The following is a 23,963-nucleotide window of genomic DNA, read 5'->3' on the forward strand; positions in this document are numbered from 1 at the left end:
CGCGAGTGCCTGAACTGCCTGAAGTGGAAACAGTGCGCACCGGCTTGATTCCGGCGCTACAGGGCCGCCTGATCGAGCGGCTGCAGCTGAATCGTGCCAATCTGCGCTTTCCGTTTCCCGAACGCATGGCGGCGCGCCTGGCCGGGCGCCGCGTTGAGCGGATCGACCGGCGCGCAAAATATCTTCTGCTTCGCCTGTCGGGCGCCGAGACCCTGCTGGTCCATCTGGGGATGTCAGGCCGCTTCTCGATCGAAGCCGAAGCCACCAGCCGGCAGCCCGGTGACTTTGTCCACGCTGCGCCGGCCAATCCGAAACATGATCACGCCATTTTCCAGATCGAGGGTGGGGTGACCGTGCGCTACAATGATCCGAGGCGGTTCGGCTTCATGCTGATGTTTGCGACCGCCAGCGAGGAAGAGCAACCCAATCTCGCCGGCCTCGGGCCCGAGCCCAACTCGAACGCCTTCTCGGGCGCTGCGCTTGGCGAGGCACTGGCCGGCAAGCGCACGCCGATCAAGTCGGCCCTGCTTGATCAGCGCGTTGTCGCCGGGCTGGGCAATATTTATGTCTGCGAGGCTTTGCACCGGGCCGGCATCAGCCCGCTCAGGGAGGCGCGCAACATCCCGGGTGTGCGGGCCGAACGGCTGGCGATCGCGGTGCGCAATGTGATCGAGGACGCGATTGCTGCCGGAGGATCCACGCTGAAAGACTTCGCCGGTGCGGACGGGGCGTTGGGGTATTTTCAGCACCGCTTCAGCGTCTATGGACGCGAGGGGGCCGCCTGCGCGACCCCGCAGTGCCAGGGCCAGATCAGGCGGATTGTCCAGGCTGGCCGTTCGACTTTCTATTGCCCGACCTGTCAACGCTAGCCTCCGTAGCCGCGGCGCCCGGACCATTCATTTCTTGCCGCAATTTCGGCAGAACGGGCTAGTATCGTCTCAGCAACCCAAACCTGATCCGGAGCACCGACCCATGCATCGTCCGTTCCAGTTTATTCATCGCCTGACATCGGTTTGTGGCGCGGTCTTCGCCGCCGCGGGCCTGGCTTTCTCCGGCACTATCGCCACGGCCCAGGCGCAATTGGTCGACTATTCCGGCCTTGAGGCCTCGCCGGCAATGTGGCGCCTATCCGATGAAGATTCGGATATTTATCTGTTCGGTACATTCCATCTTCTGCCGCCCAGCCTGGATTGGCAGACCGATGATCTGCGCGCCCGCCTCGCCAGCTCCGACGCCCTGTATCTTGAAGCGGACGTCCAAAGTGATGCGGCGCAAGCCCGGCTGCAGGCGTTGGTCATACAGCTCGGATTGAATCCGCAAGGCGTAACCCTGTCCTCAATCCTGGACGCTGAAGCCGTGACACTCCTGGCCAATGTGGCGCCAACAGTCGGGGCTACACCGCAAATGCTGGAGCCGATGCGGCCATGGCTGGCGCAGATTGTCCTCTCTGTCGCGCAGATGCAGACGCTCGGGCTGGATCCCGAAGCCGGCGTCGAGAAGGCCTTGCTCGCCGCGATTGCCGGCAGCGATACGGAAGTCGGCTATTTCGAGACGGCGGAGCAGCAAATCCGAGTGCTTGCCGATTTGCCGGACGAGGTCCAGGTGCGCGGTTTCGCCGAAGGCTTGCGCGAAATGGAGCGCACACCGGCCATGCTCGACGAGATGGTCCGCGCCTGGGCCGCAGGCGATGTCGAGACCATTGACCGTATCGTGAACGCGGACATGCGCGAGCAGACGCCCGAAATGTATCAAGCGCTGATCGTTCAACGCAATCAGGACTGGATTCCGCACATACAGACCTTGCTCGATGGTGAGGGGACCGTCTTTGTCGCAGTGGGCGCGGCTCATCTCAGCGGCGAAAACGGTGTCGTGGAGCTCTTGCGGGAATCCGGTCTTATCGTTGAGCGGCAATAACTTAACCGGTGTCGCCTGACTCCCGGACTGTTGCCGGTGTCGACCGGCAGCCTGGTCTGCGCTATAGCGGCGCGGTTTTTCAGCGTGGAGCAACCGCGCAGGCATACGGAGCGCCGAGATGGCCTACAAGACAATTCAGGTAAAGACCGAGGGACGCGTCGGGGTAATCACCTTCTCGCGTCCTGAAGCCCTCAACGCGCTTTGCGATGAGTTGACGACGGAGCTGGCAACGGTTCTCACCGCCTTCGAAAAGGATGGTGGAATTGGCTGCGTTGTGCTGACCGGCTCGAAGAAGGCCTTCGCCGCCGGCGCCGACATCAAGGAATTGCAGGCCCGCGACTTTGTTGGTCTCTACATGCAGGACCCCTTCGCCGAGACCTGGGAGGCGGTTGCCCGCTTCCGCAAGCCGATCATCGCAGCGGTCTCCGGTTATGCGCTCGGCGGTGGCTGCGAAATTGCCATGATGTGCGATTTCATCATCGCATCGCAGACAGCCAAATTCGGCCAGCCTGAAATTAATCTCGGCGTCATGCCAGGCGCTGGTGGCACGCAACGCCTGCCACGTGCAGTCGGCAAGGCCAAGGCCATGGATATGTGTCTGACCGGCCGGATGATGGATGCGGAAGAGGCAGAACGTTCGGGCCTGGTGTCGCGAGTCGTGCCAGCGGAAGACTTGCTGGACGTTGCGATGGAAGCCGCAGAAGCCATTGCCGTCAAATCATTGCCGGTGGCGATGATGACGAAAGAATCCGTCAATCGCGCCTATGAAATCGGATTGACGGAAGGCGTTCGCTTCGAACGTCGCGTATTCCAGTCCCAGTTCGCACTTGAAGATCAGAGTGAAGGCATGTCTGCCTTCGCCGAGAAGCGCGCTGCGCATTTCAAGCATCGGTAGTCAAACTGGCGGCAGGGGCAGTTGACGCCCCGGCTTCTAGGGCCTATACGCCGCCGCTCACGGATTTAATCGGGCTCTCGTCCCGGTCGCATGAAGAGGTTAGAACCCATGGCCAATACAAGCTCGGCCAAGAAGATGGTCCGCAAGATCGCGCGCCGCACTGCCGTCAACAAGGCTCGCCGCTCGCGCGTGCGGACCTATGTCAAAAAAGTCGAGACCGCGATTGCGGCCGGCGATCAGGCTGTGGCGAGAGCCGCGCTGGTGACTGCTGAATCAGAAATGATGCGCGCAGTTCGCAAGGGCGTGTTTCACAAGAACACCAGCTCGCGCAAAGTCTCGCGTCTGTCGGCTCGCATCAAGGCGATGGCGGCCTGATCACGCATCAAGGCTGAATGAATTGAATACGCCCGGGACTCGCGTCCCGGGCGTATTTTTTTGCCCGGTGCCCAAGGGGGCCGAGTCTGGCCTGGTCGCGGGACCGGCTGTCAGCAGCTCATATATTATTCCTGATACGGAGCTGTTTAAGCAGCCCTATTTATGCAATGCGAACCCGTGTTTCGGGGAGAATTCTGTGGTGAAATTGAACCAGCTGCAGACGAAAAAATTAATCGCATTTGCCAAGCTTCGACCTGATCACGGATTTCCCTTGTCAAGCGAAGAATGTCGAAATCCGGACGTTGAATCATGTTGACCGTCTTTATGGAAGCGGTAACCTTTGAGGCTCTGAGGGCGATCATTCCGATGCGGAAAATATTCCGATTTCAACGCGGCGTTTCGACGCGTTGAATGCGTGCGAATGTGCCATAATAACAAACACCTAGCTCTCACCTCGAAGTGGGGCAGATCACAAGTGTGGCGGACGATGGCATATAAGAAATTGGCAATTTCGGATACCAAGGCGGCGGCATTCGAGGCGCAAAGTGCGACCGATATCGCAGCTATCTGGCGTGCCGTCCGTGCGCGCTTGCGGACCGAGCTTGGCGACGCCCTCTACTCCCAGGAAATTGCCCGCCTGCGTGTCCGTATGTCTGATGCCGGGGCGATCATTGTCCTGGCTCCCAGCACCTTCAATCGTGACTGGATTGAAGATCATGTCGGTGCACGAATTCGGGCAATTTGGACCGAACTCGATTCCATGCATCGCGACCTGATCGTCCTGGCCGAGGGGCAGGCGGAGCCACAATCGGACGTGGTGCGCGATCGTCCGGCGCCGCAAGCGCCGATCGGGGCAGCGCCGGTCGTGAATCCACGTCTGGATGATGCGGTCGAGCCGCGTTTCAGCTTCGATTCATTCCGTGTCGGGCCTGCGAATGAAGTGGCTGCTGCCGCTGCGCGGAGCATTGTTTCGGCGGCCACGCCGCCCTTCAATCCTGTTTTCTTCTACGGCGATTATGGAGTCGGCAAGACGCATCTCATGCATGCCGTCGCCAGCGCAGTCTCCAAGGCGTCGAGGCCCCGCAAGGCGCTGTATCTGACCGCTGAGGAATTCCTGTCCGGCTTCGTCACGGCAATGCGCGCGCGTGACACCACAACTTTCAAGGAGACGGTCCGCGGGGTCGATTTTCTGCTGATCGATGATGTCCACTTCATTGCCGGCAAGCCGAAGACGGAGGACGAGTTTCTCAACACCATTGCGGCGCTGATTGCCGAGAACAAGCAGGTTGTCCTGGCCTCCCATCGACCGCCCGCGGAACTGGCGATTGCTGATGATCGTTTGCGCTCCCTGCTCACCGGCGGCCTGGCCTGCCCGTTGAGCAAGCCGGACCTGGACTTGCGGCGCCAGATTCTTGATTGCAAGATTGCCCAGGCGAAGTGTCACTACCCGATCCTCAACGTGTCTGAGCCGGTGCGCGATTTCCTCGCGGCCCGCATCACGACCGGCCCGCGTGAGCTGGAAGGTGTGCTCAACAACGTCATTTGCCGCACAGCGCTGCTGGGTCTGCCGGTGACGATGGAGGCGGTGTCGACGGCCCTGCGCGACTTGTCGCTGAGTGCCGAGAAGCGCTTGACGGTGGATGAGATACAGAAGGCGGTCGCAACCCATTTCGGTGTAACCACGACGGATATCTGTTCCAAGCGCCGCACCCAGAGCGTGGTTCGCCCGCGCCATGTCGCGATGTACCTCGCAAAGGTTCTGACCACGCGCTCATTGCCGGATATCGGGCGCCGTTTCGGCGGTCGGGATCACTCGACTGTCATTCATGCGGTCAACAAGATCATCGCGATGATTGAGGCCGGGGACCCGGTCGGGCAGGACGTCGATTGCCTGACCCGGGAGTTGCGGGGCTGATTTCCGCTGGAAAAAGCGCCCGCGGCTGGATAATTGTCTTGCGGTTGTGTTTTTTCATGTATCCTCTTTCACCCACCCTTTCCGGTGTCGGCTGATTTGCCAGCGCGCCACTGAACCATGAAGACGTCAAAGCGGAACGCGAGATATGAAGCTGACGATCGAGCGCGCTACGCTCCTCAAGGCCCTTGGCCATGTTCAGGCCGTGGTTGAGAAGCGCAATACGATTCCCATCCTCTCGAATGTGCTGATTTCAGCAGGTCCCAATGGCGCGAGTTTCGCGGCCACAGACCTCGATATCGAGATCCTGGAGACCACAGAGGCGCGCTGTGATGGCGAAGGCATGGTCACCGCACCGGCCCACACCCTCTACGACATTACCCGCAAGCTACCTGACGGCGCTGACGTAACCCTCGAAATGACGGGTGAAGATCCACGCCTGGTCCTCAAGGCTGGCCGGTCGAACTTCTCGCTGCCCTCGCTGCCACCGGGGGACTTCCCGGTCATGCCGACCGAGGATCTCGAGCATAGTTTCTCGCTGCCGGCTGCAGCGCTGGCACGGCTGATCGACAAGACCCGTTTCGCGATTTCGACCGAGGAAACCCGGTACTATCTCAACGGTATCCATTTCCATGCCTCCGACCAGAATGGCCGCAAGACCTTGCGTGCCGTGGCGACCGACGGCGTCAGGCTGGCGCTGGCAGAAGTCGACCTTCCGGATGGCGCGGCCGGCATGCCGGGTGTCATCGTCCCACGCAAGACAGTGCAGGAAATCCGGCGTTTGCTGGAAGATGCCAGTGATGATGTCGAGATCTCTGTGTCAGAGGGCAAAATCCGCTTCCGTCTGGGCCGCGCAGTGCTGACTTCGAAATTGATCGACGGGGCTTTCCCCGATTACGAGCGCGTCATTCCACGCGGCAATACCCGCATGATGTCCGTTGAGAACAAGCGTTTCGCTGAAGCGGTGGACCGCGTGGCGACGATTTCGATGGAGAAGTCGCGTTCCGTCAAGCTGTCGCTCGGTGAGGACGCGCTGGTCCTTGCAGTCAATAATCCGGAAAGCGGGCAGGCCGAGGAAGAATTGGCCGTCTCCTATAGCGATGAGGGTTTTGCGATCGGTTTCAACGCCCGCTACATGCTGGACGTTGCATCGCAGATCGAAGGCGACCAGGCGCAATTCCATTTTGCTGACGCTGCGTCACCGGCACTCGTCACCGATAGCGGCGACCCCGATGCGCTTTACGTGTTGATGCCGCTGCGCGTGTGAGCAAGCCTGCTGATACAGAGCAATCAGACTCACCGCCGCCGGTCGCCCCGGCGGCGGTTCGTCGTTTGCGGCTGACTGATTTTCGCGGCTATCAGGTCCTCGACCTTGAAGTGGATGCCAGGCCGGTCGCGCTGTTTGGCGAAAACGGATCGGGCAAGACCAATTTGCTTGAGGCGCTTTCCTTCCTCGCGCCAGGGCGGGGCCTGCGCTCGGCCGGTGCCGACGGCGTTGCGCGCAAGCAGGACGGCGTCGCGGCCCCGGCCTGGGCGGTATTTGCGGAAATCGAAAACAGTGATGGCCGCTTCAAGCTTGGCGTCGGAGCGCGCAGCGGCGGCCGGCGGGAAACCCGTATTGATGGTGACCCCGCCCAGCAGGTCGAACTCTCCCGGCTAATCCCCATGATCTGGCTGACCCCGGCCCAGGACCGGCTGTTTGCCGGTCCCCGAGCCGATCGGCTGAAATTCTTCGACCGCCTCGTCTACGCTGCCGATCCGGTGCATGCCGAGGCGGCGACAGCGTATGAAAAGACCCGTATACGGCGCCAGCGCCTGCTTGATGATGGTGGCGCTGATCCGGTCTGGATCGATGCGCTTGAGACCGAGATGGCGGGCCATGGTGTCGCTGTCGCGGCCGCACGGCTTGAAGCACTGATCCGGTTGCAGGCGGAGATCGATGCCCGGCCGGAAGGGGCCTTTCCCCAGGCCGACCTCGCGCTCGATGGTGTCGTCGAGGCCGATCTCGCCTCCGGCGTCGCCGCGCCTGAGGCGGAGGACCGGTTTGCGCGTGCCCTGAGAGAGGGGCGGGGCCGCGACGGCGCTGTGGGGCGCACCCTGACGCGTGGGCCGCATCGAACCGAGCTGGCGACCCGGCATCGCGACAAGGACCAGCCCGCCGGCGATTGCTCTACCGGTGAGCAGAAAGCCTTGATCCTCACCCTTGCGCTGGCCCAGGCCCGGGTCCTTGCTGTCCGAAGCTCGCTCGCGCCACTCCTCCTGTTCGATGAGGCGTGCGCCCATCTCGATGCGGCACGGCGTGAGGGTCTGGCCCGCGAAATCCTTGCGACCGGCTCCCAGGCCTGGCTGACGGGCGTCGAGCGTGTCTTGTTCGAGCCCTTCGGGCCAGCAGCCCAATATCTGAAAGTCGAACACGGGCAGATTGCGCAACCGGCCCCGGCCGGTGATTGAGGCCAATGGCATGAGTGTTGACAATCTTCTCCTTTTCGCCGGCGCCTTGCTGATCCTGTTCGTGACGCCGGGACCCGGCATTGCGGCAATGATCGCACGCACGCTCGATGCCGGCCCCTGGTACGCGGCGATGTACGGGGTGGGTATTCTGACGGGTGATATCTTCTGGTTCACGCTGGCGGTTACGGGGCTTTCTGCGGTCGCGCAGCAGCTCGAAGCGGTGTGGCTGGCGGCCAAGCTGGTCGGGGCCGGCTATCTGTTGTGGATGGCGGGAAATGCGTATTGGAGTGCCTGGACCGGCGCGCGGCCCAAACCGGTCTTCGCGGCCGGTTCCCGGCGCGGATGGGCCGGCACGTATCTGGCCGGTCTGGCGATGCCATTATCCAATCCGAAGCCGATTATCTTCTACCTCACACTGGTGCCCGCCTTCATTCCACTGGAGGCGATCACGCCTCCGGTTTACGCTCTTATGTTGTTGATTATGCTGACCCTCGCCGTCCCCACGGCCGGGGTCTATATTGCCGCAGCTCACAAGGCGCGTGACTGGCTGAAAACCCCGGCTGTGCGGCGCGGTGCCGACATCCTGACCGGTAGCGTGATGTTGGCGATCGCGGTCGTGCTTCTGTTGCGCTGACAGAAGACTCACGCGTGCGCGCGCGTATGGCCACAGGACTCCGTGTGCGGTAGAATAACACCATGACCGAACAACCGAATCACGAATACGACGCGGAATCGATCAAGGTCCTCAAGGGCCTTGATGCCGTCCGCAAACGTCCAGGCATGTATATCGGCGACACCGATGACGGCTCGGGCCTGCACCACATGGTCTATGAGGTCGTCGACAACGCGATCGACGAAGCTTTGGCGGGCCATTGTTCCGAAGTCCTGGTGACGCTGCATGCCGATGGTTCGGCCAGTGTGCGCGATGACGGGCGCGGTATTCCGACCGATTTCCACAAGGGCGAAGGCATGTCGGCCGCGCAGGTCATCATGACCCAGCTGCATGCCGGCGGTAAGTTCGACCAGAATTCCTACAAGGTCTCCGGCGGTCTGCACGGTGTTGGCGTTTCGGTCGTCAATGCCCTGTCCGTCTGGATGGATCTGACGATCTGGCGCAAGGGCAAGGAGCACTATATGCGCTTCCGCCACGGCGTAGCGGACGAAGACCTCAAGGTGATGGGCGATGTCGATCCGGGCAAGACGGGCACGGAAGTGCGCTTCATGCCGTCTGAAGAGACTTTTACAATGACCGAATTTGATCGGCCCACGCTGCAGCACCGCCTGCGCGAGCTGGCCTTCCTCAATTCGGGCGTCAAGATCACCCTGCGCGATGAGCGCGAGGAAGAGGTCTGGTCCGACACCATGGTCTATGAGGGCGGCGTCGCGGCCTTCGTCTCCCACCTCGATCGCACCAAGACCCCGATCTTCCCCGAGCCGGTCCTGATCCAGGGCGAGCGCGACGGCGTGATGGTCGAGGCGGCGCTGGAGTGGAATGACAGCTATCACGAGAATGTTCTCTGCTTCACCAACAACATCCCGCAGCGTGATGGCGGTACCCATTTGGCCGGTTTCCGCGGTGCGCTGACGCGTATCGTCAATAATTATGCGGCGTCCTCCGGTCTGGCGGCGAAGGCCAAGATTTCCATCACAGGTGATGATGCCCGCGAAGGCCTGACTTGCGTCCTGTCGGCCAAAGTGCCGGACCCGAAATTCTCGTCCCAGACCAAGGACAAGCTGGTTTCGTCCGAAGTGCGCCCGGCCGTTGAAGGCATTGTCGGCGAGGCGCTGGCGGAATGGTTTGAAGAGCATCCCATTGAAGCCAAGCAAATCGTTGGCAAAATTATCGAGGCCGCGGCGGCCCGCGAGGCCGCGCGCAAGGCGCGTGAGTTGACGCGGCGCAAATCGGCGCTGGAAATTTCCTCCCTGCCCGGCAAGCTTGCCGATTGCCAGGAGAAGGATCCGGCCAAGTCTGAAATCTTCATCGTCGAGGGTGATTCCGCCGGTGGTTCTGCCAAGCAGGGTCGCCATCGGGGCAATCAGGCCGTGCTGCCGCTGCGCGGTAAAATCCTCAATGTCGAGCGGGCGCGTTTTGATCGCATGCTTGGTTCCGAACAGGTCGGAACCTTGATCACGGCGCTCGGTACCGGGATCGGCCGCGACCAGATCAATTACGACAAACTGCGCTACCACAAAGTCATCATCATGACCGATGCTGATGTCGACGGCGCCCATATCCGCACGCTTTTGTTGACGTTTTTCTATCGGCAAATGCCCGAGTTGATCGAGCGCGGGCATCTCTATATCGCCCAGCCGCCGCTCTACAAGATCACCAAGGGCCGCTCGGAACGCTATGTCAAAGACCAGGCCGAAATGGATGCCTATCTGATCGAGGAAGGTACCAGCGAGGCCGATCTGCGTCTGGCCAATGGCGAGGTTATCACCGGTGCCGATCTGGCCGACCGGGTGGGTACGGCGCGTGCCGTGAAGGCGTCGGTTGACCGGCTCCAGGTCCGTGCGCCCGGCTTTGCGCTGGAAGCGGCGGCGCTGTCGGGAGCGCTGGTTCCCGAGCCAACGGCGGATGCGATCCAGGCTGCAGCCGAGCGGCTCAACGGCTTTGCTGACGAGGGTGAGAATACCTGGGTTGGTGAGCTGAATGCCGATAATAATCTGGTATTTACCCGCGATGTCCGTGGCGTCACCGAGACGGTGGTGCTCAATGCGCCGCTGCGCGAAAGCCCGGATGCCCGGCGTCTGTCGGAGCGTGGCCTGGCGATTGCCGATGTCTATATCGGACCGGCGGTTTTCAGCTCGAAAAACGGTCCGGTGACGACTTACAGCCCGACACAACTCGTTGATGCTGTCGTCACGGCAGGCTCCAAGGGTATGAAAGTCCAGCGCTATAAGGGCCTTGGCGAAATGAATCCGGAACAGCTCTGGGAAACCACGCTGGATCCGAATGTGCGCACCCTGCTGCAGGTCTCTGTGACTCACGCTGATACCGCCGACGAGCTTTTCACCAAGCTGATGGGCGATGTCGTTGAACCGCGGCGTGAATTTATCCAGGAGCACGCGCTGGAGGCGGAAGTCGACGCCTGATCCGGTCGGGGTCGCGTTGAGTGGCCACGGGTTGGCTGCACCGCTGCCGCCGGGCTGGCGTTAGCCTGCTACAAGCCTGCCATTCCGGGCGGGCTGGTTGGCTATAGCCCCTCTGCCTTCGCCTTGCGCCAGAAGATGACGGCCAGGACCGTCGTCACGGCCGGCATCATCAGACCATATTCGCCGGTCCATAAACTGGTCTGCCCGGTATCGGTGGTGAGCGGATTGAACAGTTTGTCGAAGTAGACATTGTGCGCGGCGTGAAACATCACCGCCGGCCAGAGGCTGCCCGATTTGAAGGTGAAATAGGTCATGACCACTGACATGCCCGTGATCATGATGGTGAAGGCCGACATTTGCAGCCAGGCTTCGCCGCCGCCATAGAAGACCACGATGGGCCAGTGCCAGAAGGCCCAGATCACGCCGCTGAACAGGGCGACGGCTCCAAACGGCATCACCTTGCGCAATTCCCAGATGAAGAAGCCGCGCCAGCCGATCTCCTCGCCGACAATCGTGCTCATCGCCCGGATCGCCCCGACCGTGCCGATCAGCGCCGCCATCACCGCGATGAGCTGCCATTGCGGTATATCTGTGAGCCCGGATTCGGCCGCCCAATCCGCCAGGGTTTCGGTGTCGGGAAATCCTCCCAGGCCAAACGCCCAGATCAGGCCATAGGCGATTGCGACATAGGCGATCGGCACAGCAAAGGCCTGCAGGTTGAAACGCCAACGCCCCCATTTCCAGGGCAGGGAGCGGATCGAGCGGCCCTGTATCAGCAGGGTGGCGAAGGCGGCAATCGCCGGCATCCACATCAGCGGACCGACATAGAGGCTGGTCGGATTGAGATTGACGATGGCCCAGTGAAACACGGCGCTCAGCGCGGTGACGATAACCAGGAAGATGGTGATGGACGTCCACGCCCTGCGGCGTTCAGTCGTGTCGGTGCTCATGGCGTGTCCCCGCGCTTGTGGTGCTGGTGGTTTAGGCGCGGGAGCGGGGCGGGGAAAGCGGGATGGTCCGGTCTGGCGTCCCGGTTGGGGGCCCGATGGGAGAGCTCGGCGCTGCCCCCCTCACCCGCCCCTGCGGGGCACCCTCTCCCCAGGGAGAGGGCGTGCGTCTTCCTTCTCCGCGAGGAGAAACTGCCCGAAGGGCGGATGAGGCGGGTGGTGCAAAGATGGGCGGACGAAATCGGAGCCTTAAAGGACGGCGATTAGACGCGGGCCCCCAAAAGGTTCCACAAGCCCCAAACCACCTTCCCCCGGAGGAGCGTAGCGAATTCCGGGGTCTGCCGGAGGGTGGGTCGTGCTGGCTCAATTCAGCTCCGGTTGGCCCCGGAACAAGTCCGGGGGAAGGCTATAGAGTGGCATTGGAGGGGGCGTGTTTCAGTGCGCCTCGCCCCAGGTCTTCCCGGCCTTCGCATCCACATCCAGCGGTACGCTGAGCTCAAGCGCTGGCCGGCAGGCCTCGCTCATGACCTTCCTGGCCAGCGCAATCATGTCATCGGCCTGGGCCTCAGGTACTTCGAAGATGAGTTCGTCATGGACCTGCAAGAGCATGCGGGCGTCGAGATTGGCGCGGGCAATAGCGTCGGGCATGCGGATCATGGCGCGGCGGATGATGTCGGCGGCGGCGCCCTGTAGCGGGGCATTGATGGCCTGGCGCTCGGCGAACTGGCGCATATTCGGGTTCTTGTCCTTGATGCCGGGGAAGTGGCAGCGGCGGCCGAAAATGGTCTCGACATAGCCGCGGGCTTTCACCTCCTCCTTCATCTTGTCCATATAGGCCATGATGCCGGGGAATTTCTCGAAATAGGCGTTGATGAAATTCTTGGCGTCTTCGCGGCTGACATCGATCTGCTTGGCGAGGCCGAAGGCGGAAATGCCGTAGATGACGCCGAAATTGATCGCCTTGGCCTTGCGCCGCACCATCGGATCCATGCCCTCGATCGGCACGCCAAACACTTCCGAGGCTGTCATGGCGTGGATGTCGGCGCCGGTGCGGAAGGCCTGTTTGAGGGTGTCGACTTCGGCGACTTCCGCCAGCAGGCGCAGCTCGATCTGGGAGTAATCCGCCGCGACCAGGACATTGCCCGGCTCGGCGATGAAAACCTCGCGAATGCGGCGGCCTTCCTCGGTGCGGATCGGGATATTCTGCAGATTGGGCTCGTTGGAGGACAGGCGGCCCGTCGTGGTCGCCGCTAGCGAGAAGGAGGTGTGGACGCGGCCGGTTTTGGGGTTGATCGCGGCGAAGAGCGCGTCGGCATAGGTTGATTTCAGCTTGGCGAATTGCCGGTATTCCAGCAGCGCCACGGGCAGGGCATGGCCCTCGGCGGCGAGATCGTCGAGCATGGCGGCATCGGTCGACCAGGCGCCGGTCTTGGTCTTCTTGCCACCGGGCAGACCCATCTCGTCAAACAGGATCTCGCCCAATTGCTTGGGGCTGGCGACATTGAAGCTGCGACCTGCCGCTTCATGGGCAGCGGCCTCGGCACCGGCCATTTTCTGCGCGAATTCCGAGGACAGGCGTTTGAGTTGGTCGGGATCGACCTTGATGCCGCAATTTTCCATGCCTGAGAGCACGGCGGGCATCGGACGTTCCAGCGTCTCGTAGACGGTCGCCTTCTTCTTGGCGACCAGGGCCGGTTTCAGGATCTCCCACAGGCGCAAGGTCACATCGGCGTCCTCGGCGGCATATTCCGTCGCCTTGTCGAGGGGGACCTTGTCGAAGGTGATCTGGTTCTTGCCGGAACCGCAGACTTCCTTGAACGGGACGCAGGTGTGGCCGAGATGCATTTCGGCGAGCGCGTCCATGCCATGGCCGTGCAGGCCGGCATCCATCACATAGGAGATCAGCATGGTGTCATCGATTGGCGCGACATCAATGCCATAGCGGGTCAGCACGCCGAGATCATATTTGAAATTCTGGCCGATCTTGAGAACCGCCGGTGACTCGAAGAGAGGCTTCAGCGCATCGAGTGCGGCCTGCATCGGCAATTGTTCCGGCGCCTTGCCGGTATCAAACATGTCGCCAGTGCCTTGCGGATCGATATGGGCAAGCGGGATATAGCAGGCTTGGCCCGGCGCTGTGGCCATGGAGATTCCCACCAGGCCGGCGGCATTGGAGGACAGCGCATCGGTCTCGGTATCGACGGCGATCACGCCGGCGGTATAGCAGCGCTCGATCCAGTCCTTGAGCTGCGCCATGGTGGTGACGCACGCATATTGCGAGCGGTCGATGGGCGCTGTCGCTGAGCCGGTTTCGTCGGCGGCGGGTCCGCCGAGCGTTTCCTCGACCTTGCGGGTAAAGGTGCGAAATTCCATCTTTTTCAGGAAGGTGACCAGGGTCTCCGCATCGGGATCGGTAATGCCGAACTCATCGAGCCCCGCATTGAGCGGGCTGTCGCAATCGAGCGTCACCAGGGTGCGCGACATGCGCGCATCATCGCCGTGGGCGAGGAGTTTTTCGCGGCGGGCATTCTGTTTGATCTCCCCGGCACGCTCCAGCAGCGTGTCGAGGTCACCATATTCATTGATCAGGAGCGCGGCCGTCTTGATGCCGATACCGGGCACGCCGGGCACATTATCGGCGCTGTCGCCGGCCAGGGCCTGGACATCGATCACGCGGTCGGGTCCGACACCGAATTTCTCGAACACGCCATCGGCATCGATGCGCTTGTTCTTCATCGTGTCGAGCATGGAAATCTTGTCAGAGACCAGCTGCATCAGATCCTTGTCGGAGGAGATGATGGTGACATTGGCACCCTTCGCCTCGGCCTGGCGGGCATAGGTGGCGATGAGGTCATCGGCCTCGAAATTCTCGACCTCGACGCAGGGCGCACCAAAGGCCCGCGTCGCTTCGCGGATCAGCGCGAATTGCGGCACCAGATCCTCCGGCGCCGGCGGACGGTGGGCCTTGTAGAGCGGGTAGAGATCATTGCGGAAGGTCTTGCCGGAATGGTCAAAAATCACCGCCATATGGGTCGGTTTCTCGCCGTTATTGATATCTTCCAGCAGCTTCCACAACATGTTGCAAAAGCCCTGCACCGCCCCGACCGGCGTCCCGTCCGAGCGGGTCAGCGGCGGCAAGGCATGATAGGCGCGGAAAATATAACCCGATCCGTCGATCAGATAGACATGGCTGGAGGCATCGACGGGTCTTTGAACGGCCATGGGAGAATCCTCGGGATTTCGGTTTGGCGCAGACTAGCGCGCTGCGGCGCGCAGGTCATGGGGGAGTTGCGGCGGGGCATGCCATCCACGCGGTCATTCCGCGAGCGGGCGATTTGTGATAATATTTATCACCCCGATCAGCAGGAGTGCCCCGCCATGCCCAGCAGTTATTCTCTCGGTCCGCGTTTCGAAGCTCTGATGACGGAGCTGGTCAAATCCGGTCGCTATAATTCCAGAAGCGAGATCCTGCGCGATGGCTTGCGCATGGTCGAGGAGCGGGAAGCCAAGTTTGTGTCCGAGCTGGAAGAGCTGCGCGAGGCGGTCCGGCTGGGCGCCGAGAGCGGCCCGGGGATCCCTGCGGAGGATGTGCGCGCGTATCTCAAGGCGAAATACACCGCGATGGCGAGGGAGCGGGGCGAGTTGTGAGGGTCGAATTTCAACGAAAAACCAAATCCTTGTCATCCCTGACGGATGCCCCGCGAATGCGGGGCGCAGATCAGGGACCTACCCCTGAAACCAGCTGGAATTGCGGGTAGGTCCCGGCTCTGCGCCCGGCTCAAGGCCGGGCATCCGGCCGGGATGACAACCGTTATGGTGTTGGGGTGAAGGCAACGGCTCCCGACCCCGACTAACCCCCGAACCCCAACTGCCCGGCCACAATCCCGATCGCCGTGATGATCAGGATGGCGGCGATATTGAGCCGGAAGCCGGCCTTGATCATCTGGCCCTGGGTGACGGCGCCGGAGGCGTAGACGATGGCGTTGGGCGCGGTCGCGACGGGCAGCATGAAGGCGGTCGAAGCGGCAATCGCGACGGGCAGGACGAGCTGTTCCGGCGGCACGCCGGCGCTGACGGCCAGCACGCCGAGTACGGGCAGGAAGGCTGTGGTGGTGGCGACATTCGAGGTCAGCTCGGTCAGGAAAACGACGGTGGCGACCATCACCAGGATGAGTAGCGGGATCGGCCAGTCGGAGACGAAGGAGAGCTGACCGCCGAGCCAGTCCGCCAGGCCGGTTGATGACAGTGCTGCGGCCAGCGACAGGCCGCCACCAAACAGGACCACCACATTCCACGGCAGGCGGGCGAGCCCGTCCCAATTCATCAGCGCTTCGCCGCGCGCTTCGCCCTTGGCACCGGCCGGGATCAGGAAAGTGGCCAGCGCGCCCATCACGGCGATCTGGGTATCGGTCATCTGGATCGCGACGGAGATGCCGAGCGTATCAGTGAGCCAGGCCAGAAGCGGGTTCCAGCCCCAGTTCCAGCCCTCGCCGGAGAAGAAGGGCGTCCAGGTCAGAAGTTCGGCCGGCAGGGAGCGGCCCATCCAGAGCAGGGCGACGGTGCCGAACAGGGTGGCGACGCGGATTTCCGGGATGGTCATCTTGCCGAGGCCGATCAGCTCGCTGCGGACCATCTCTTCGGCGGCGCTGCTTTCGCCGGCGCCCTTGAGATTGAAGGCGAGCCGCGTGAGCACGAACCAGCCGACCGGGATCATCAGCAGGACCGCGGGCAGGCCCATGCCCATCCAGGTCGCGAAATCGAGCGCCTGGCCGAACTCATTGCGCAAAAAGCCGATGGCGATGAGATTGGTCGGTGTCCCGACGGGCGTGCCCATGCCGCCGATTGAGGCCGCATAGGCGACACCGAGTGCCAGCGCCGGCGCAAAGTATTTCGAGCTGACGCCCTCGCGTTCGACTTCCTGGGCGACGCGCAGGGCGATCGGGATCATCATCAGCGTGGTGGCGGTGTTGGAAATCCACATCGACAAAAGCGCCGAGGCGAGCATGAAACCGCCGATCAGGGCCGCCGGATGGCCGCCGAATTTGGCGACGATATTCAGCGCGATGCGGGTGTGGAGATTCCATTTCTCGATGGAGAGCGCGACGATGAAACCGCCCAGCAGCAGCATCACGATCGGGCTGGCATAGGGGGCGGTGGCGCCGCCGGTGGTGGTGATGCCGAGCAGCGGGAAAATGGCGATCGGGATCAAGGCGGTGGCGGCGATGGGTATCGCTTCGGTGGCCCACCAGCTGGCCATCAGCAAGCCGAGCGAGGCGAGCAGCCAGGCTTCGCGGCTGAGCCCGTCGGGCAGGGGCAGGAATTGCAGGCCGACGGCGAGGGCGATCCCGGTGATCAGACCGGCCTTCTGGCTCGACATCGTGGACATGCAGCGCCTCCCCGGACGGTCAGGTCTCAGCCCTGCGGCCGTAAATGATCAGGCTTTGCGGTCTTGCGCCGAGCCGGCCTTGACGAAGCGGCGGTCGCAATAGGGGCATTCGACGAAATCATCCTGGCCCATTTCCAGGAAAACCCGGGGGTGTCCCAGCGCGCCGCCGCCGCCATCGCAGGCGACACGATGGCCGGTGATCGGGATGATTTCAGACGGTGGAATCGTATTTGCGGCGTCGGCCATGCGTCAGCCCTCATGGACAGGGGGTAAGAGGATGCCTAGTTATGGCCTTCACCCGCTGGCCGTCAATTCCGAGGCGACATGTCCGACACAATAAAACTGCCCGAATATGCGCTTGAAGCGATCGATTTGCGCAAAACCTATCGCGGTGGCGGCAAGGCGCCGGACAAGGAAGCGCTCAGGGGAATCGATCTCAAGGTCAAGCGGGGTTCATTCTTTGGCCTGCTCGGACCGAATGGCGCCGGCAAGTCCACCTTCATCAATATTTTCGCCGGCCTGACCAACAAGACCAGCGGCACCGCCCGCACCTGGGGCGTCGATATCGACCAGGACAGCCGCGCCGCGCGCGCTGCCATCGGGGTCGTGCCGCAGGAAATCAGCGCCGACGTGTTCTTCACGCCCTATGAAACGCTGGAATTGATGGCGGGATTTTACGGCGTGCCGAAAAACGAGCGCCGCACTGACGAGCTGCTCGAAGTGCTCGGGCTGAGCGACAAGCGCGATGCCTATGTGCGGCAATTGTCCGGCGGCATGAAACGGCGTCTTCTGGTCGCCAAGGCGATGGTGCACACGCCGCCGGTTCTGGTGCTCGACGAGCCGACGGCCGGCGTCGATATCGAGCTGCGCAAGCAGTTATGGACTTTCGTGCGCGAGCTGCACGCCAAGGGCACGACGATTGTGCTGACGACGCATTATCTCGAGGAAGCGCAGGAATTGTGCGACGAGATCGCGATTATCGACCAGGGCAAGGTGATCGCCTGCGAGCCGAAGGAAACCCTGCTCCGGCGCATGGACAAGAAGACGCTGGTGATCACGCCCGGCGAAGCCTTGGCCGCGGTGCCCGCATCGCTTGACGGCCTGGATGCGGAAATCCGGCCCGACGGGTCACTGGCGATTTCCTATCGCTTCGGCGAAGTCTCGGTCGCTGAAATGATCGAACGTTTTCATGCCAGTGGCGCCCGTATCGCGGATCTGCGGACCGAAGAAGCGGATCTGGAAGACGTCTTCCTGTCGCTGACCTATCATCGCGAAGACGCGTAGGGCGCGGCCATAATTTTTCTGGCGACCAGGCATCGCCTGCTACAACTATGACTACAGGGACTGTCACCGAAAGCCGCTGTCTGCCAGTCTGTCATTCTGTCATCGCGGGGCGGATTTGCCTTGTGGGACAGGGGGAAGCGGCTTGCCTGCGGGTGATGGCACGGCTGTCAGCCTGTCATGGACTGCCAGGCTTGAGCTGCCCTGCCGCACGGCTGGACACAGCCAGTCCCGGCTACCGGCAAGCGGGGAATTGGGGGGAGGGCCGACAATGTCAAAGAGCGTCATTCGGCCGGGATTATAAAGCGGCGGCCCGCCGGGCGGATAAGTCACAAAGCCTCGCCCTCCCTCCCCTTGATGGGGAGGGTGGATCGACGCGTAGCGGCGAGACGGGTGCGGTGAGGATCGTGGTGCTCCACGGCCGTCACCATCTCCGCCGGCTTTGCCGGCACCTCTTCCATCAAGGAAGAGGAGGGTGCAGGGTGATCGCCTAATGCCGCAATACGCCCCGCCCCCGAAAGGAACACCATGTCCGTCTCAGACCAGACCCCGCTGCAATCCGGATTTCACGCCAGATCGAGTGCCGCCGAGGTGCTGGACGGTATCGATCTGACCGGCCAGACCGCCATCGTCACCGGCGGTTATAGCGGTATCGGGCTGGAGACGGTGCGGGCGCTGGCGGGCAAGGGCGCGAAGATCATTGTTCCGGTCCGCTCGCCGGCGAAGGCGGAAGAGACCCTCGCCGGCCTCAAGGGCGATATCACCACGGCACCGATGGATCTGGCCGACCTGGCCTCGGTGCGCGGCTTCGCCGCCGCGATGCGCGAGGCCCTGCCCCGGCTGGACCTGCTGATCAATAATGCCGGTATCATGGCCTGCCCCGAGGCGCGCGTCGGACCGGGCTGGGAATCCCAGTTCGGCATCTGCCATATGGGCCATTTCGCGCTGACCCGTGGCCTCATGCCGCTGATCGAACAGGCCCCGGCCGCGCGCGTCGTCGCGCTCTCCTCAACCGCCCACAAGCTCTCGGACATCATCTGGGACGACATCAATTTCGAGCGCGCGCCCTATGACAAATGGCGCGCCTATGGCCAGGCCAAGACGGCCAATGCCCTGTTTGCCAACGCCCTCTCGCGCCGCCTGAAACCGACCGGTGGCCTCGCCTTCGCGGTGCATCCGGGCGGGATTTTCACGCCGCTGCAACGCCATCTGCCAAAGGAAGAAATGATCGCGCTGGGCTGGCTCGGTGAGGATGGCGAAATGTCAGAAATGGCCAAGGCCGGCTTCAAGACCCCGGAGCAGGGTGCCTCCACCACCGTCTGGGCCGCGACATCGCCCAGCCTGGCCGGCAAGCCCGGCGTCTACTGCGAAAACGCCGACATCGCCGCGGTCACAGATCCCGACAGCCCGATGGCCCGCTATGTGGGCGTCGATCCGCATGCTTGCGATGATGCGAGCGCGGAACGGTTGTGGGGGTTGAGTGAAGGGTTGCTGGGGGAGGGGTGAGGGTTGGTGACGGGACGCGGTCCGGCTTCGCCGGTGCGTGTCCCGACTTGATGCGCGCACCGGCCATGCCGGGATAGTCGCGCGGGCATAAGATTTCTTTCGCGATGCGCGCCCTGCTTTGGTGAACACCACTGTGATTGCGCCTTGGGTTCTGGCGCTATTTGCCGAGCAGTTCGTTCAGCGTTTTAAACAGTCTTTCAGCCCGCTCTAGCGTCGCTAATACTGGCGTTGCATCACCTGATAGCTTGCCCGGATTTGCTAACAGCCAATTGGCTGGCGTGAAGTGGTTATACAGTGGAATCGACTCTGAAAGCACGTTGAAGTGAGCTTCTGCTTTCTTCACCTGACGCTCCGTGCTTGGATCTGCCGAGAGGAGTTTAGTGGGATCGAGCGCCTGAACACCTTTTAAATCATATGAGTTATTGACGACGTCGCAGTAAAGGTCCGGGTCGAAGAGGTCCTCGATGTCGGCTTCTTCCTGCGCTACAAAATCGGCTACCGATAGAACACCGCCAGACTTGATAACTTCGGATTTCTTTAGTGCCTCAAGCTTGTTTCTATCCCTTTTTGTGTAGTCCGAGAGCGCAATTACATCGATGCCGTTGCCTGCGAAAAGGGAAACGAACGACTGAATTTTATCGATCCCACCGGAGGGACACATGATCCACCTTGGATCAAGGCCAGTCCGACCGCGACGGAGCAGTTCCGCCGAAAGCGCCTGCAAATAGAGAATGTCGCTGGGGCCCTCTACGAGAACCGTGTGCTTGCCAATGAAAAGTGACTGAGTGAGAGCATAACCAAGTGCCCCTTGGAGAGGGAAAACCGAATCTCTATCGGCCTTCAATACGTCTTCTCGAACCTGGGTTCCTTTCGGGGTGCGTCGACCGCGCTCGTCGACTTTCACGAGGTCCTCAACGATTCGCGACGCCATAATATTGTCGTGAGGGACCATGAACGGGGAGTGGGTCGAATAGATAATCTGATGGTGTGGCTCGAGTTTTTCGGTGAAATACCGAAGCAAGTCGCCTTGAGCGAGCCCATGCAATGTTAGGCCCGGCTCATCAAGAAGGAGGAAAACCTTACTGGTCGCATCTTTCTTCACGCGGTCGAACTTAATTAAAAACGAAAAGAACCATGTGAACCCGGCACTGCGTTCGGAAAATGATGTGTCAGCCTTGTGGAGAAGGTTGTATATGCGCGCTCGGCCGACGGCGCCGGAGTTGAACGGCGCAGGGTCGCCAGGTCGACCTTGAGCAACGTTCACTCGAATCTCAATGTCTTGATTTTGTGTCCAGTACTCAAGAATTTCCTCTGTGAGGACATTGGAGGCAGCTTGGAGTTTGGCGTTGAAACTCTCGAAGGTGGCCGCATGCAAAATGTCGGAAAGAGACGTGTTCGCGTACTCCAAAAATTCGAGAAAAAGACGATCTCCGCGGAGGGTTTCGTCGCTGAAAAGCGTTTGGTCCTCTTCGCGCGCGCGAAGCGTTTCTAGGTGAACTATCGCATTCATGCGGTCGTAGTTGGAAAAATACATGAACTGAGGAAAGTGCGGCTCCAAAATTTCCCTGGCCTTGGAAAAGACCGATTGCCTTGGATAGCCACTCAGGAGGTCATGGAGGGCCTTGTGCTTCACGTTGTCGGTTAGCTTTGACAGCTTCCCGACCAGCTCTGCTACGGTGGCGGGTTGCCCAACTTGGCTCTTCTCTGCAGCAGAAAAACCGCTCGCTGAGATAAGATGCTTAAGGACCTTCGCTTCGTCGATTGGCAATGACCAGTTTGTGCCGGAGCTGTGGTAGGTTCGGGAAATCGTGACGGTCCTGCCAGATAGGCAGTTTGGGCCTAGCTCCGCCTTTAAAGCTGCAATTTCATTGTCTTCTAGCTGCCAGGTAGTGCGGATGACCTCCGCGTCTTTGTCGCCATGTCGCTCTTCGTATCGGGCCAGGTAACGCTTGGGATAGTCGCGCTCCCGTTCGTATGAGAATGGTGTCGCTGGATGCGGATTTAGCCCCGCAATCGCTTGCAAGATGGCAGTTTTGCCGGCTTCATTTTTTCCTACGAGGCACGTCAGATGTTCAACATTGAACAATCCTGAATCCTCGACAGAGCGGAAGTTTTTAACGTGAACGTTCTTCAGTTGCACTGAATCCCCCTAAAGAAACTCCAAACCAATCAACTTTGTTTATCATGTCTGCTTGCCGAGAGTCTCGCGGGAAGCAGACGCAACCGAGGGTAGGTCTGTTGCGGGAGTCAAATTGCACATCAACGTCATATGTGGTCGGTTCTCGAACTCGGCCAAAAGCTGCGGATTTCCGTCGGCCGCAGCTCCCTTTCTTGTCTTAATTCCAATCTCGCGCGCCGCGGCGCACACCACCCCATAGACCTCTTGCCAGCCAGTGGGCCCTGCGGGGTTCAGCGCGTCAAGGCCGCCTTCGGCGCCGCTTCGCGGGCATGCGCCTTGACGCGCTGAACCCCGCAGGGCGAAGTCCCGGCATGAGGTTTTTGGTGGGGCTGCCGCGCCTGGCGCGTGAGTCCTGAGGTGGATGCGGAGCGCGAGCCCGGTTCCCGCCCGGCTCTCGTGCACCCCGGTCGGGACACGCACCGGCTGGACGCTGGACCGTGTCCCGGCGTCGCGCTTTGTGAGCCCGTCCCGTTTTTGCCCCTTTTGTCGCCAATACTGGCTTTGACGGGCGCTTTGGCCTGTCCGGCGGGGAGCCCTGGACGATGATGAAACTGATCCGGCGCGGTTTCGCGCTTCTGGTGGCGGCGCCGCTGTTTGTGTTTCTGGCCTGGTTTTTCGGCATATTCCTGCAGCCGCAGGGCACGGCCGGGGCCGGGTTTGCGCTGGTGCTGATCCTGTTGAGCGCGATTGTCGCGCTGCTGACCTATCGCTGGCTGTCGCGGGCCGGGCCGAAACTCTATTTCCGCAATCGCGGTGTCGATGGCGTCGATTCAGGGGTCGGGATCGGCATGATGGGGCTCAGCCAGCACGATAGCGCCGGCCGCCGCCGTGACGATAATGGCAGCGATCATTTCGGCGATTTTGGATCGGGTGGCGACTGAATCCGCTCCGCGCTAGCCGATTGCGCCGGCGAGACGCATCGGTTAAGCCTGCCCAATAGTGCGCACCCGTAGCTCAGCTGGATAGAGCGCTGCCCTCCGAAGGCAGAGGTCATGAGTTCGAATCTCGTCGGGTGCACCATTCCTTCAATCTCACGGCAACGCGCTGCGCTCGCGCCTCCGACGGGGCGGGCTGACCGCCCGGCGCGCGGTCGCACTTGCGAATCCGTCGGGTTCGAAATGGCGCTTCTGAGGCGCACCATTCTCTCTTCCTGTGTGAAACGTGATGACCGTCTCAGCCTAGGCGAAGAAGAGGGCCTGTCCGATCGCCGCCTTCACCGCATCCGGCATGAAGGGCTTGGTGATCAGATAGGTCGGTTCGGCACGCTCCCCGGTCAGCAAACGCTCCGGGAAGGCCGTGATGAAGATCACCGGGCATTCATGCTGTTTGCGAATCTCATGCACAGCCTCAACGCCTGAACTATTGTCGGCCAGCTGGATATCGGCGAGCACCAGGCCCGGCCTGGCGGCCGGGGCCCGGTCCAGCGCTTCGGTCTTGGTGCGGGCCATGCCAACCACTTCATGGCCGAGTTGGGTCACAATGTTTTTCAGGTCGGCGGCAATGATCGGCTCATCCTCGATGATGAAGACGCCGGCCTTGAGCACGGTATCGACCTCGCCCCAGGCTTGCTTGACCAGTTCGGCCACAGCGTCGGCGTCTGCGCCGAGGATGTCGCCGGTTTCCCCGACGCTAAACCCCTCCATTGAGGTCAACAGCATGGCCTGGCGGCTGCGGGGCGACAGGCGTTTGAGCCGGGCTTCAGCGCCTTGCGCCGTGTCCGGGCCCTCCTGTGATGGTGTGTCCAGCTGGCCCGAGGTTGCGTTCCAGACGGTGTGGAAAAGCTTGTAGAGCGCGACACGGCTGGGCAGGGTGTCATCCAGCACAGAGCGGTCGGCAATCGTGGCCTCCAGTGCTGCACGGACATAGGCATCGCCGCTCTTCTGGGCCCCGGTGAGCGCGCGCGCATAGCGGCGCAAAAACGGCAGGTGCGGTGCCAGTTCGTCAACATAGCTCATCTGAGATGTCCCTTGAAAAGATCGACTACCCAACATAACCGCCCCGGCCGGGTTTGGTTCCAGACT

General features: G+C 61.6%; 19 protein-coding genes and 1 tRNA gene. 14 read left to right on the forward strand and 6 right to left on the reverse strand.

Features of this window, described 5'->3' with window-relative positions:
• Positions 1–5: 5 nt before the first annotated feature.
• From mutM to gyrB, 9 genes are all read left to right on the forward strand, one after another.
• Positions 6–869 (forward strand): bifunctional DNA-formamidopyrimidine glycosylase/DNA-(apurinic or apyrimidinic site) lyase, encoded by an 864-nt coding sequence (mutM, locus tag ACN0YJ_RS01285; RefSeq protein WP_417495105.1) that lies wholly within the window; start codon positions 6–8, stop codon positions 867–869.
• A gap of 103 nt (positions 870–972) precedes the next feature.
• A complete protein-coding gene (locus tag ACN0YJ_RS01290; RefSeq protein ID WP_417476640.1) occupies positions 973–1,914 on the forward strand; it encodes a TraB/GumN family protein in 942 nt (313 codons plus the stop codon).
• A 118-nt stretch (positions 1,915–2,032) separates the two neighbouring features.
• The gene (locus tag ACN0YJ_RS01295; protein WP_417476641.1) at positions 2,033–2,809 is read left to right on the forward strand and encodes an enoyl-CoA hydratase; all 777 of its coding nucleotides are present in this window, start codon (positions 2,033–2,035) and stop codon (positions 2,807–2,809) included.
• Positions 2,810–2,917: 108 nt separating this feature from the next.
• On the forward strand, positions 2,918–3,184 hold the full coding sequence (gene rpsT, locus ACN0YJ_RS01300; protein WP_091771155.1) for a 30S ribosomal protein S20: 267 nt from the start codon (positions 2,918–2,920) through the stop codon (positions 3,182–3,184).
• 487 nt (positions 3,185–3,671) lie between these two features.
• Positions 3,672–5,099 (forward strand): chromosomal replication initiator protein DnaA, encoded by a 1,428-nt coding sequence (dnaA, locus tag ACN0YJ_RS01305; protein ID WP_417476642.1) that lies wholly within the window; start codon positions 3,672–3,674, stop codon positions 5,097–5,099.
• 145 nt (positions 5,100–5,244) lie between these two features.
• Entirely contained in the window at positions 5,245–6,363 is a 1,119-nt protein-coding gene (dnaN, locus tag ACN0YJ_RS01310; RefSeq protein ID WP_417476643.1) for a DNA polymerase III subunit beta, read from the forward strand.
• A complete protein-coding gene (gene recF, locus ACN0YJ_RS01315) occupies positions 6,360–7,547 on the forward strand; it encodes a DNA replication/repair protein RecF (RefSeq protein ID WP_417495106.1) in 1,188 nt (395 codons plus the stop codon). The genes dnaN and recF overlap by 4 nt, the downstream gene beginning before the upstream one ends.
• A 10-nt stretch (positions 7,548–7,557) precedes the next feature.
• Complete coding sequence (locus tag ACN0YJ_RS01320) at positions 7,558–8,181, forward strand: LysE family translocator (protein WP_417476645.1); 624 nt, start codon at positions 7,558–7,560, stop codon at positions 8,179–8,181.
• 62 nt (positions 8,182–8,243) lie between these two features.
• Positions 8,244–10,643, forward strand: coding sequence for a DNA topoisomerase (ATP-hydrolyzing) subunit B (gene gyrB / locus ACN0YJ_RS01325; protein WP_417495107.1), 2,400 nt, complete (start codon positions 8,244–8,246; stop codon positions 10,641–10,643).
• A 101-nt stretch (positions 10,644–10,744) separates the two neighbouring features.
• On the opposite strand, the gene ACN0YJ_RS01330 is transcribed toward gyrB, so the two are convergent.
• Positions 10,745–11,593: a CPBP family intramembrane glutamic endopeptidase gene (locus ACN0YJ_RS01330; protein WP_417495108.1), complete on the reverse strand. Its 849-nt coding sequence runs from the start codon at positions 11,591–11,593 to the stop codon at positions 10,745–10,747.
• A gap of 432 nt (positions 11,594–12,025) precedes the next feature.
• Positions 12,026–14,812, reverse strand: coding sequence for a DNA polymerase I (polA, locus tag ACN0YJ_RS01335; protein WP_417495109.1), 2,787 nt, complete (start codon positions 14,810–14,812; stop codon positions 12,026–12,028).
• Between the two features lie 156 nt (positions 14,813–14,968).
• Here polA and ACN0YJ_RS01340 point away from each other — a divergent pair, with 156 nt between their 5' ends.
• Positions 14,969–15,238, forward strand: coding sequence for a type II toxin-antitoxin system ParD family antitoxin (locus tag ACN0YJ_RS01340; protein WP_417495110.1), 270 nt, complete (start codon positions 14,969–14,971; stop codon positions 15,236–15,238).
• A gap of 202 nt (positions 15,239–15,440) precedes the next feature.
• On the opposite strand, the gene ACN0YJ_RS01345 is transcribed toward ACN0YJ_RS01340, so the two are convergent.
• Together ACN0YJ_RS01345 and ACN0YJ_RS01350 are read right to left on the reverse strand one after the other, a co-directional pair.
• On the reverse strand, positions 15,441–16,976 hold the full coding sequence (locus tag ACN0YJ_RS01345; RefSeq protein ID WP_417495111.1) for an SLC13 family permease: 1,536 nt from the start codon (positions 16,974–16,976) through the stop codon (positions 15,441–15,443).
• Between the two features lie 48 nt (positions 16,977–17,024).
• On the reverse strand, positions 17,025–17,222 hold the full coding sequence (locus ACN0YJ_RS01350) for a zinc-finger domain-containing protein (RefSeq protein ID WP_417476651.1): 198 nt from the start codon (positions 17,220–17,222) through the stop codon (positions 17,025–17,027).
• A 78-nt stretch (positions 17,223–17,300) separates the two neighbouring features.
• Between ACN0YJ_RS01350 and ACN0YJ_RS01355 the strand changes: the two genes are divergently transcribed.
• Positions 17,301–18,260 carry an ABC transporter ATP-binding protein gene (locus ACN0YJ_RS01355; protein WP_417495112.1) on the forward strand — a complete coding sequence of 320 codons (960 nt, stop codon included), beginning with the start codon at positions 17,301–17,303 and terminating at the stop codon, positions 18,258–18,260.
• 525 nt (positions 18,261–18,785) lie between these two features.
• The gene (locus ACN0YJ_RS01360) at positions 18,786–19,763 is read left to right on the forward strand and encodes an oxidoreductase (protein ID WP_417495113.1); all 978 of its coding nucleotides are present in this window, start codon (positions 18,786–18,788) and stop codon (positions 19,761–19,763) included.
• 157 nt (positions 19,764–19,920) lie between these two features.
• Here the strand turns inward: ACN0YJ_RS01360 and ACN0YJ_RS01365 are convergent, their stop codons facing one another.
• Complete coding sequence (locus ACN0YJ_RS01365) at positions 19,921–21,903, reverse strand: AAA family ATPase (RefSeq protein ID WP_417476663.1); 1,983 nt, start codon at positions 21,901–21,903, stop codon at positions 19,921–19,923.
• 581 nt (positions 21,904–22,484) lie between these two features.
• Here ACN0YJ_RS01365 and ACN0YJ_RS01370 point away from each other — a divergent pair.
• Positions 22,485–22,823, forward strand: a complete 339-nt coding sequence (locus tag ACN0YJ_RS01370; RefSeq protein WP_417476664.1) for a hypothetical protein — start codon at positions 22,485–22,487, stop codon at positions 22,821–22,823.
• 62 nt (positions 22,824–22,885) lie between these two features.
• A tRNA-Arg gene (locus tag ACN0YJ_RS01375) sits at positions 22,886–22,962 on the forward strand.
• Between the two features lie 158 nt (positions 22,963–23,120).
• On the opposite strand, the gene ACN0YJ_RS01380 is transcribed toward ACN0YJ_RS01375, so the two are convergent.
• Positions 23,121–23,897, reverse strand: coding sequence for a response regulator (locus ACN0YJ_RS01380; RefSeq protein WP_417495114.1), 777 nt, complete (start codon positions 23,895–23,897; stop codon positions 23,121–23,123).
• Positions 23,898–23,963: the final 66 nt, after the last annotated feature.

Source organism: Maricaulis sp. (genome assembly GCF_048270095.1).
Lineage (GTDB): Bacteria > Pseudomonadota > Alphaproteobacteria > Caulobacterales > Maricaulaceae > Maricaulis.

Bases quoted from the DNA above. Each gene is read 5' to 3' on its own strand.
- ACN0YJ_RS01320 (WP_417476645.1), top strand. From the start codon at position 7,558: ATGAGTGTTGACAATCTTCTCCTTTTCGCCGGCGCCTTGCTGATCCTG.
- ACN0YJ_RS01345 (WP_417495111.1), bottom strand. From the start codon at position 16,976: ATGTCCACGATGTCGAGCCAGAAGGCCGGTCTGATCACCGGGATCGCC.
- ACN0YJ_RS01340 (WP_417495110.1), top strand. From the start codon at position 14,969: ATGCCCAGCAGTTATTCTCTCGGTCCGCGTTTCGAAGCTCTGATGACG.
- ACN0YJ_RS01360 (WP_417495113.1), top strand. From the start codon at position 18,786: ATGTCCGTCTCAGACCAGACCCCGCTGCAATCCGGATTTCACGCCAGA.
- polA (WP_417495109.1), bottom strand. From the start codon at position 14,812: ATGGCCGTTCAAAGACCCGTCGATGCCTCCAGCCATGTCTATCTGATC.
- ACN0YJ_RS01330 (WP_417495108.1), bottom strand. From the start codon at position 11,593: ATGAGCACCGACACGACTGAACGCCGCAGGGCGTGGACGTCCATCACC.
- ACN0YJ_RS01295 (WP_417476641.1), top strand. From the start codon at position 2,033: ATGGCCTACAAGACAATTCAGGTAAAGACCGAGGGACGCGTCGGGGTA.
- gyrB (WP_417495107.1), top strand. From the start codon at position 8,244: ATGACCGAACAACCGAATCACGAATACGACGCGGAATCGATCAAGGTC.
- ACN0YJ_RS01355 (WP_417495112.1), top strand. From the start codon at position 17,301: ATGTCCGACACAATAAAACTGCCCGAATATGCGCTTGAAGCGATCGAT.
- ACN0YJ_RS01380 (WP_417495114.1), bottom strand. From the start codon at position 23,897: ATGAGCTATGTTGACGAACTGGCACCGCACCTGCCGTTTTTGCGCCGC.
- rpsT (WP_091771155.1), top strand. From the start codon at position 2,918: ATGGCCAATACAAGCTCGGCCAAGAAGATGGTCCGCAAGATCGCGCGC.
- dnaN (WP_417476643.1), top strand. From the start codon at position 5,245: ATGAAGCTGACGATCGAGCGCGCTACGCTCCTCAAGGCCCTTGGCCAT.
- dnaA (WP_417476642.1), top strand. From the start codon at position 3,672: ATGGCATATAAGAAATTGGCAATTTCGGATACCAAGGCGGCGGCATTC.
- ACN0YJ_RS01290 (WP_417476640.1), top strand. From the start codon at position 973: ATGCATCGTCCGTTCCAGTTTATTCATCGCCTGACATCGGTTTGTGGC.
- ACN0YJ_RS01350 (WP_417476651.1), bottom strand. From the start codon at position 17,222: ATGGCCGACGCCGCAAATACGATTCCACCGTCTGAAATCATCCCGATC.
- ACN0YJ_RS01370 (WP_417476664.1), top strand. From the start codon at position 22,485: ATGATGAAACTGATCCGGCGCGGTTTCGCGCTTCTGGTGGCGGCGCCG.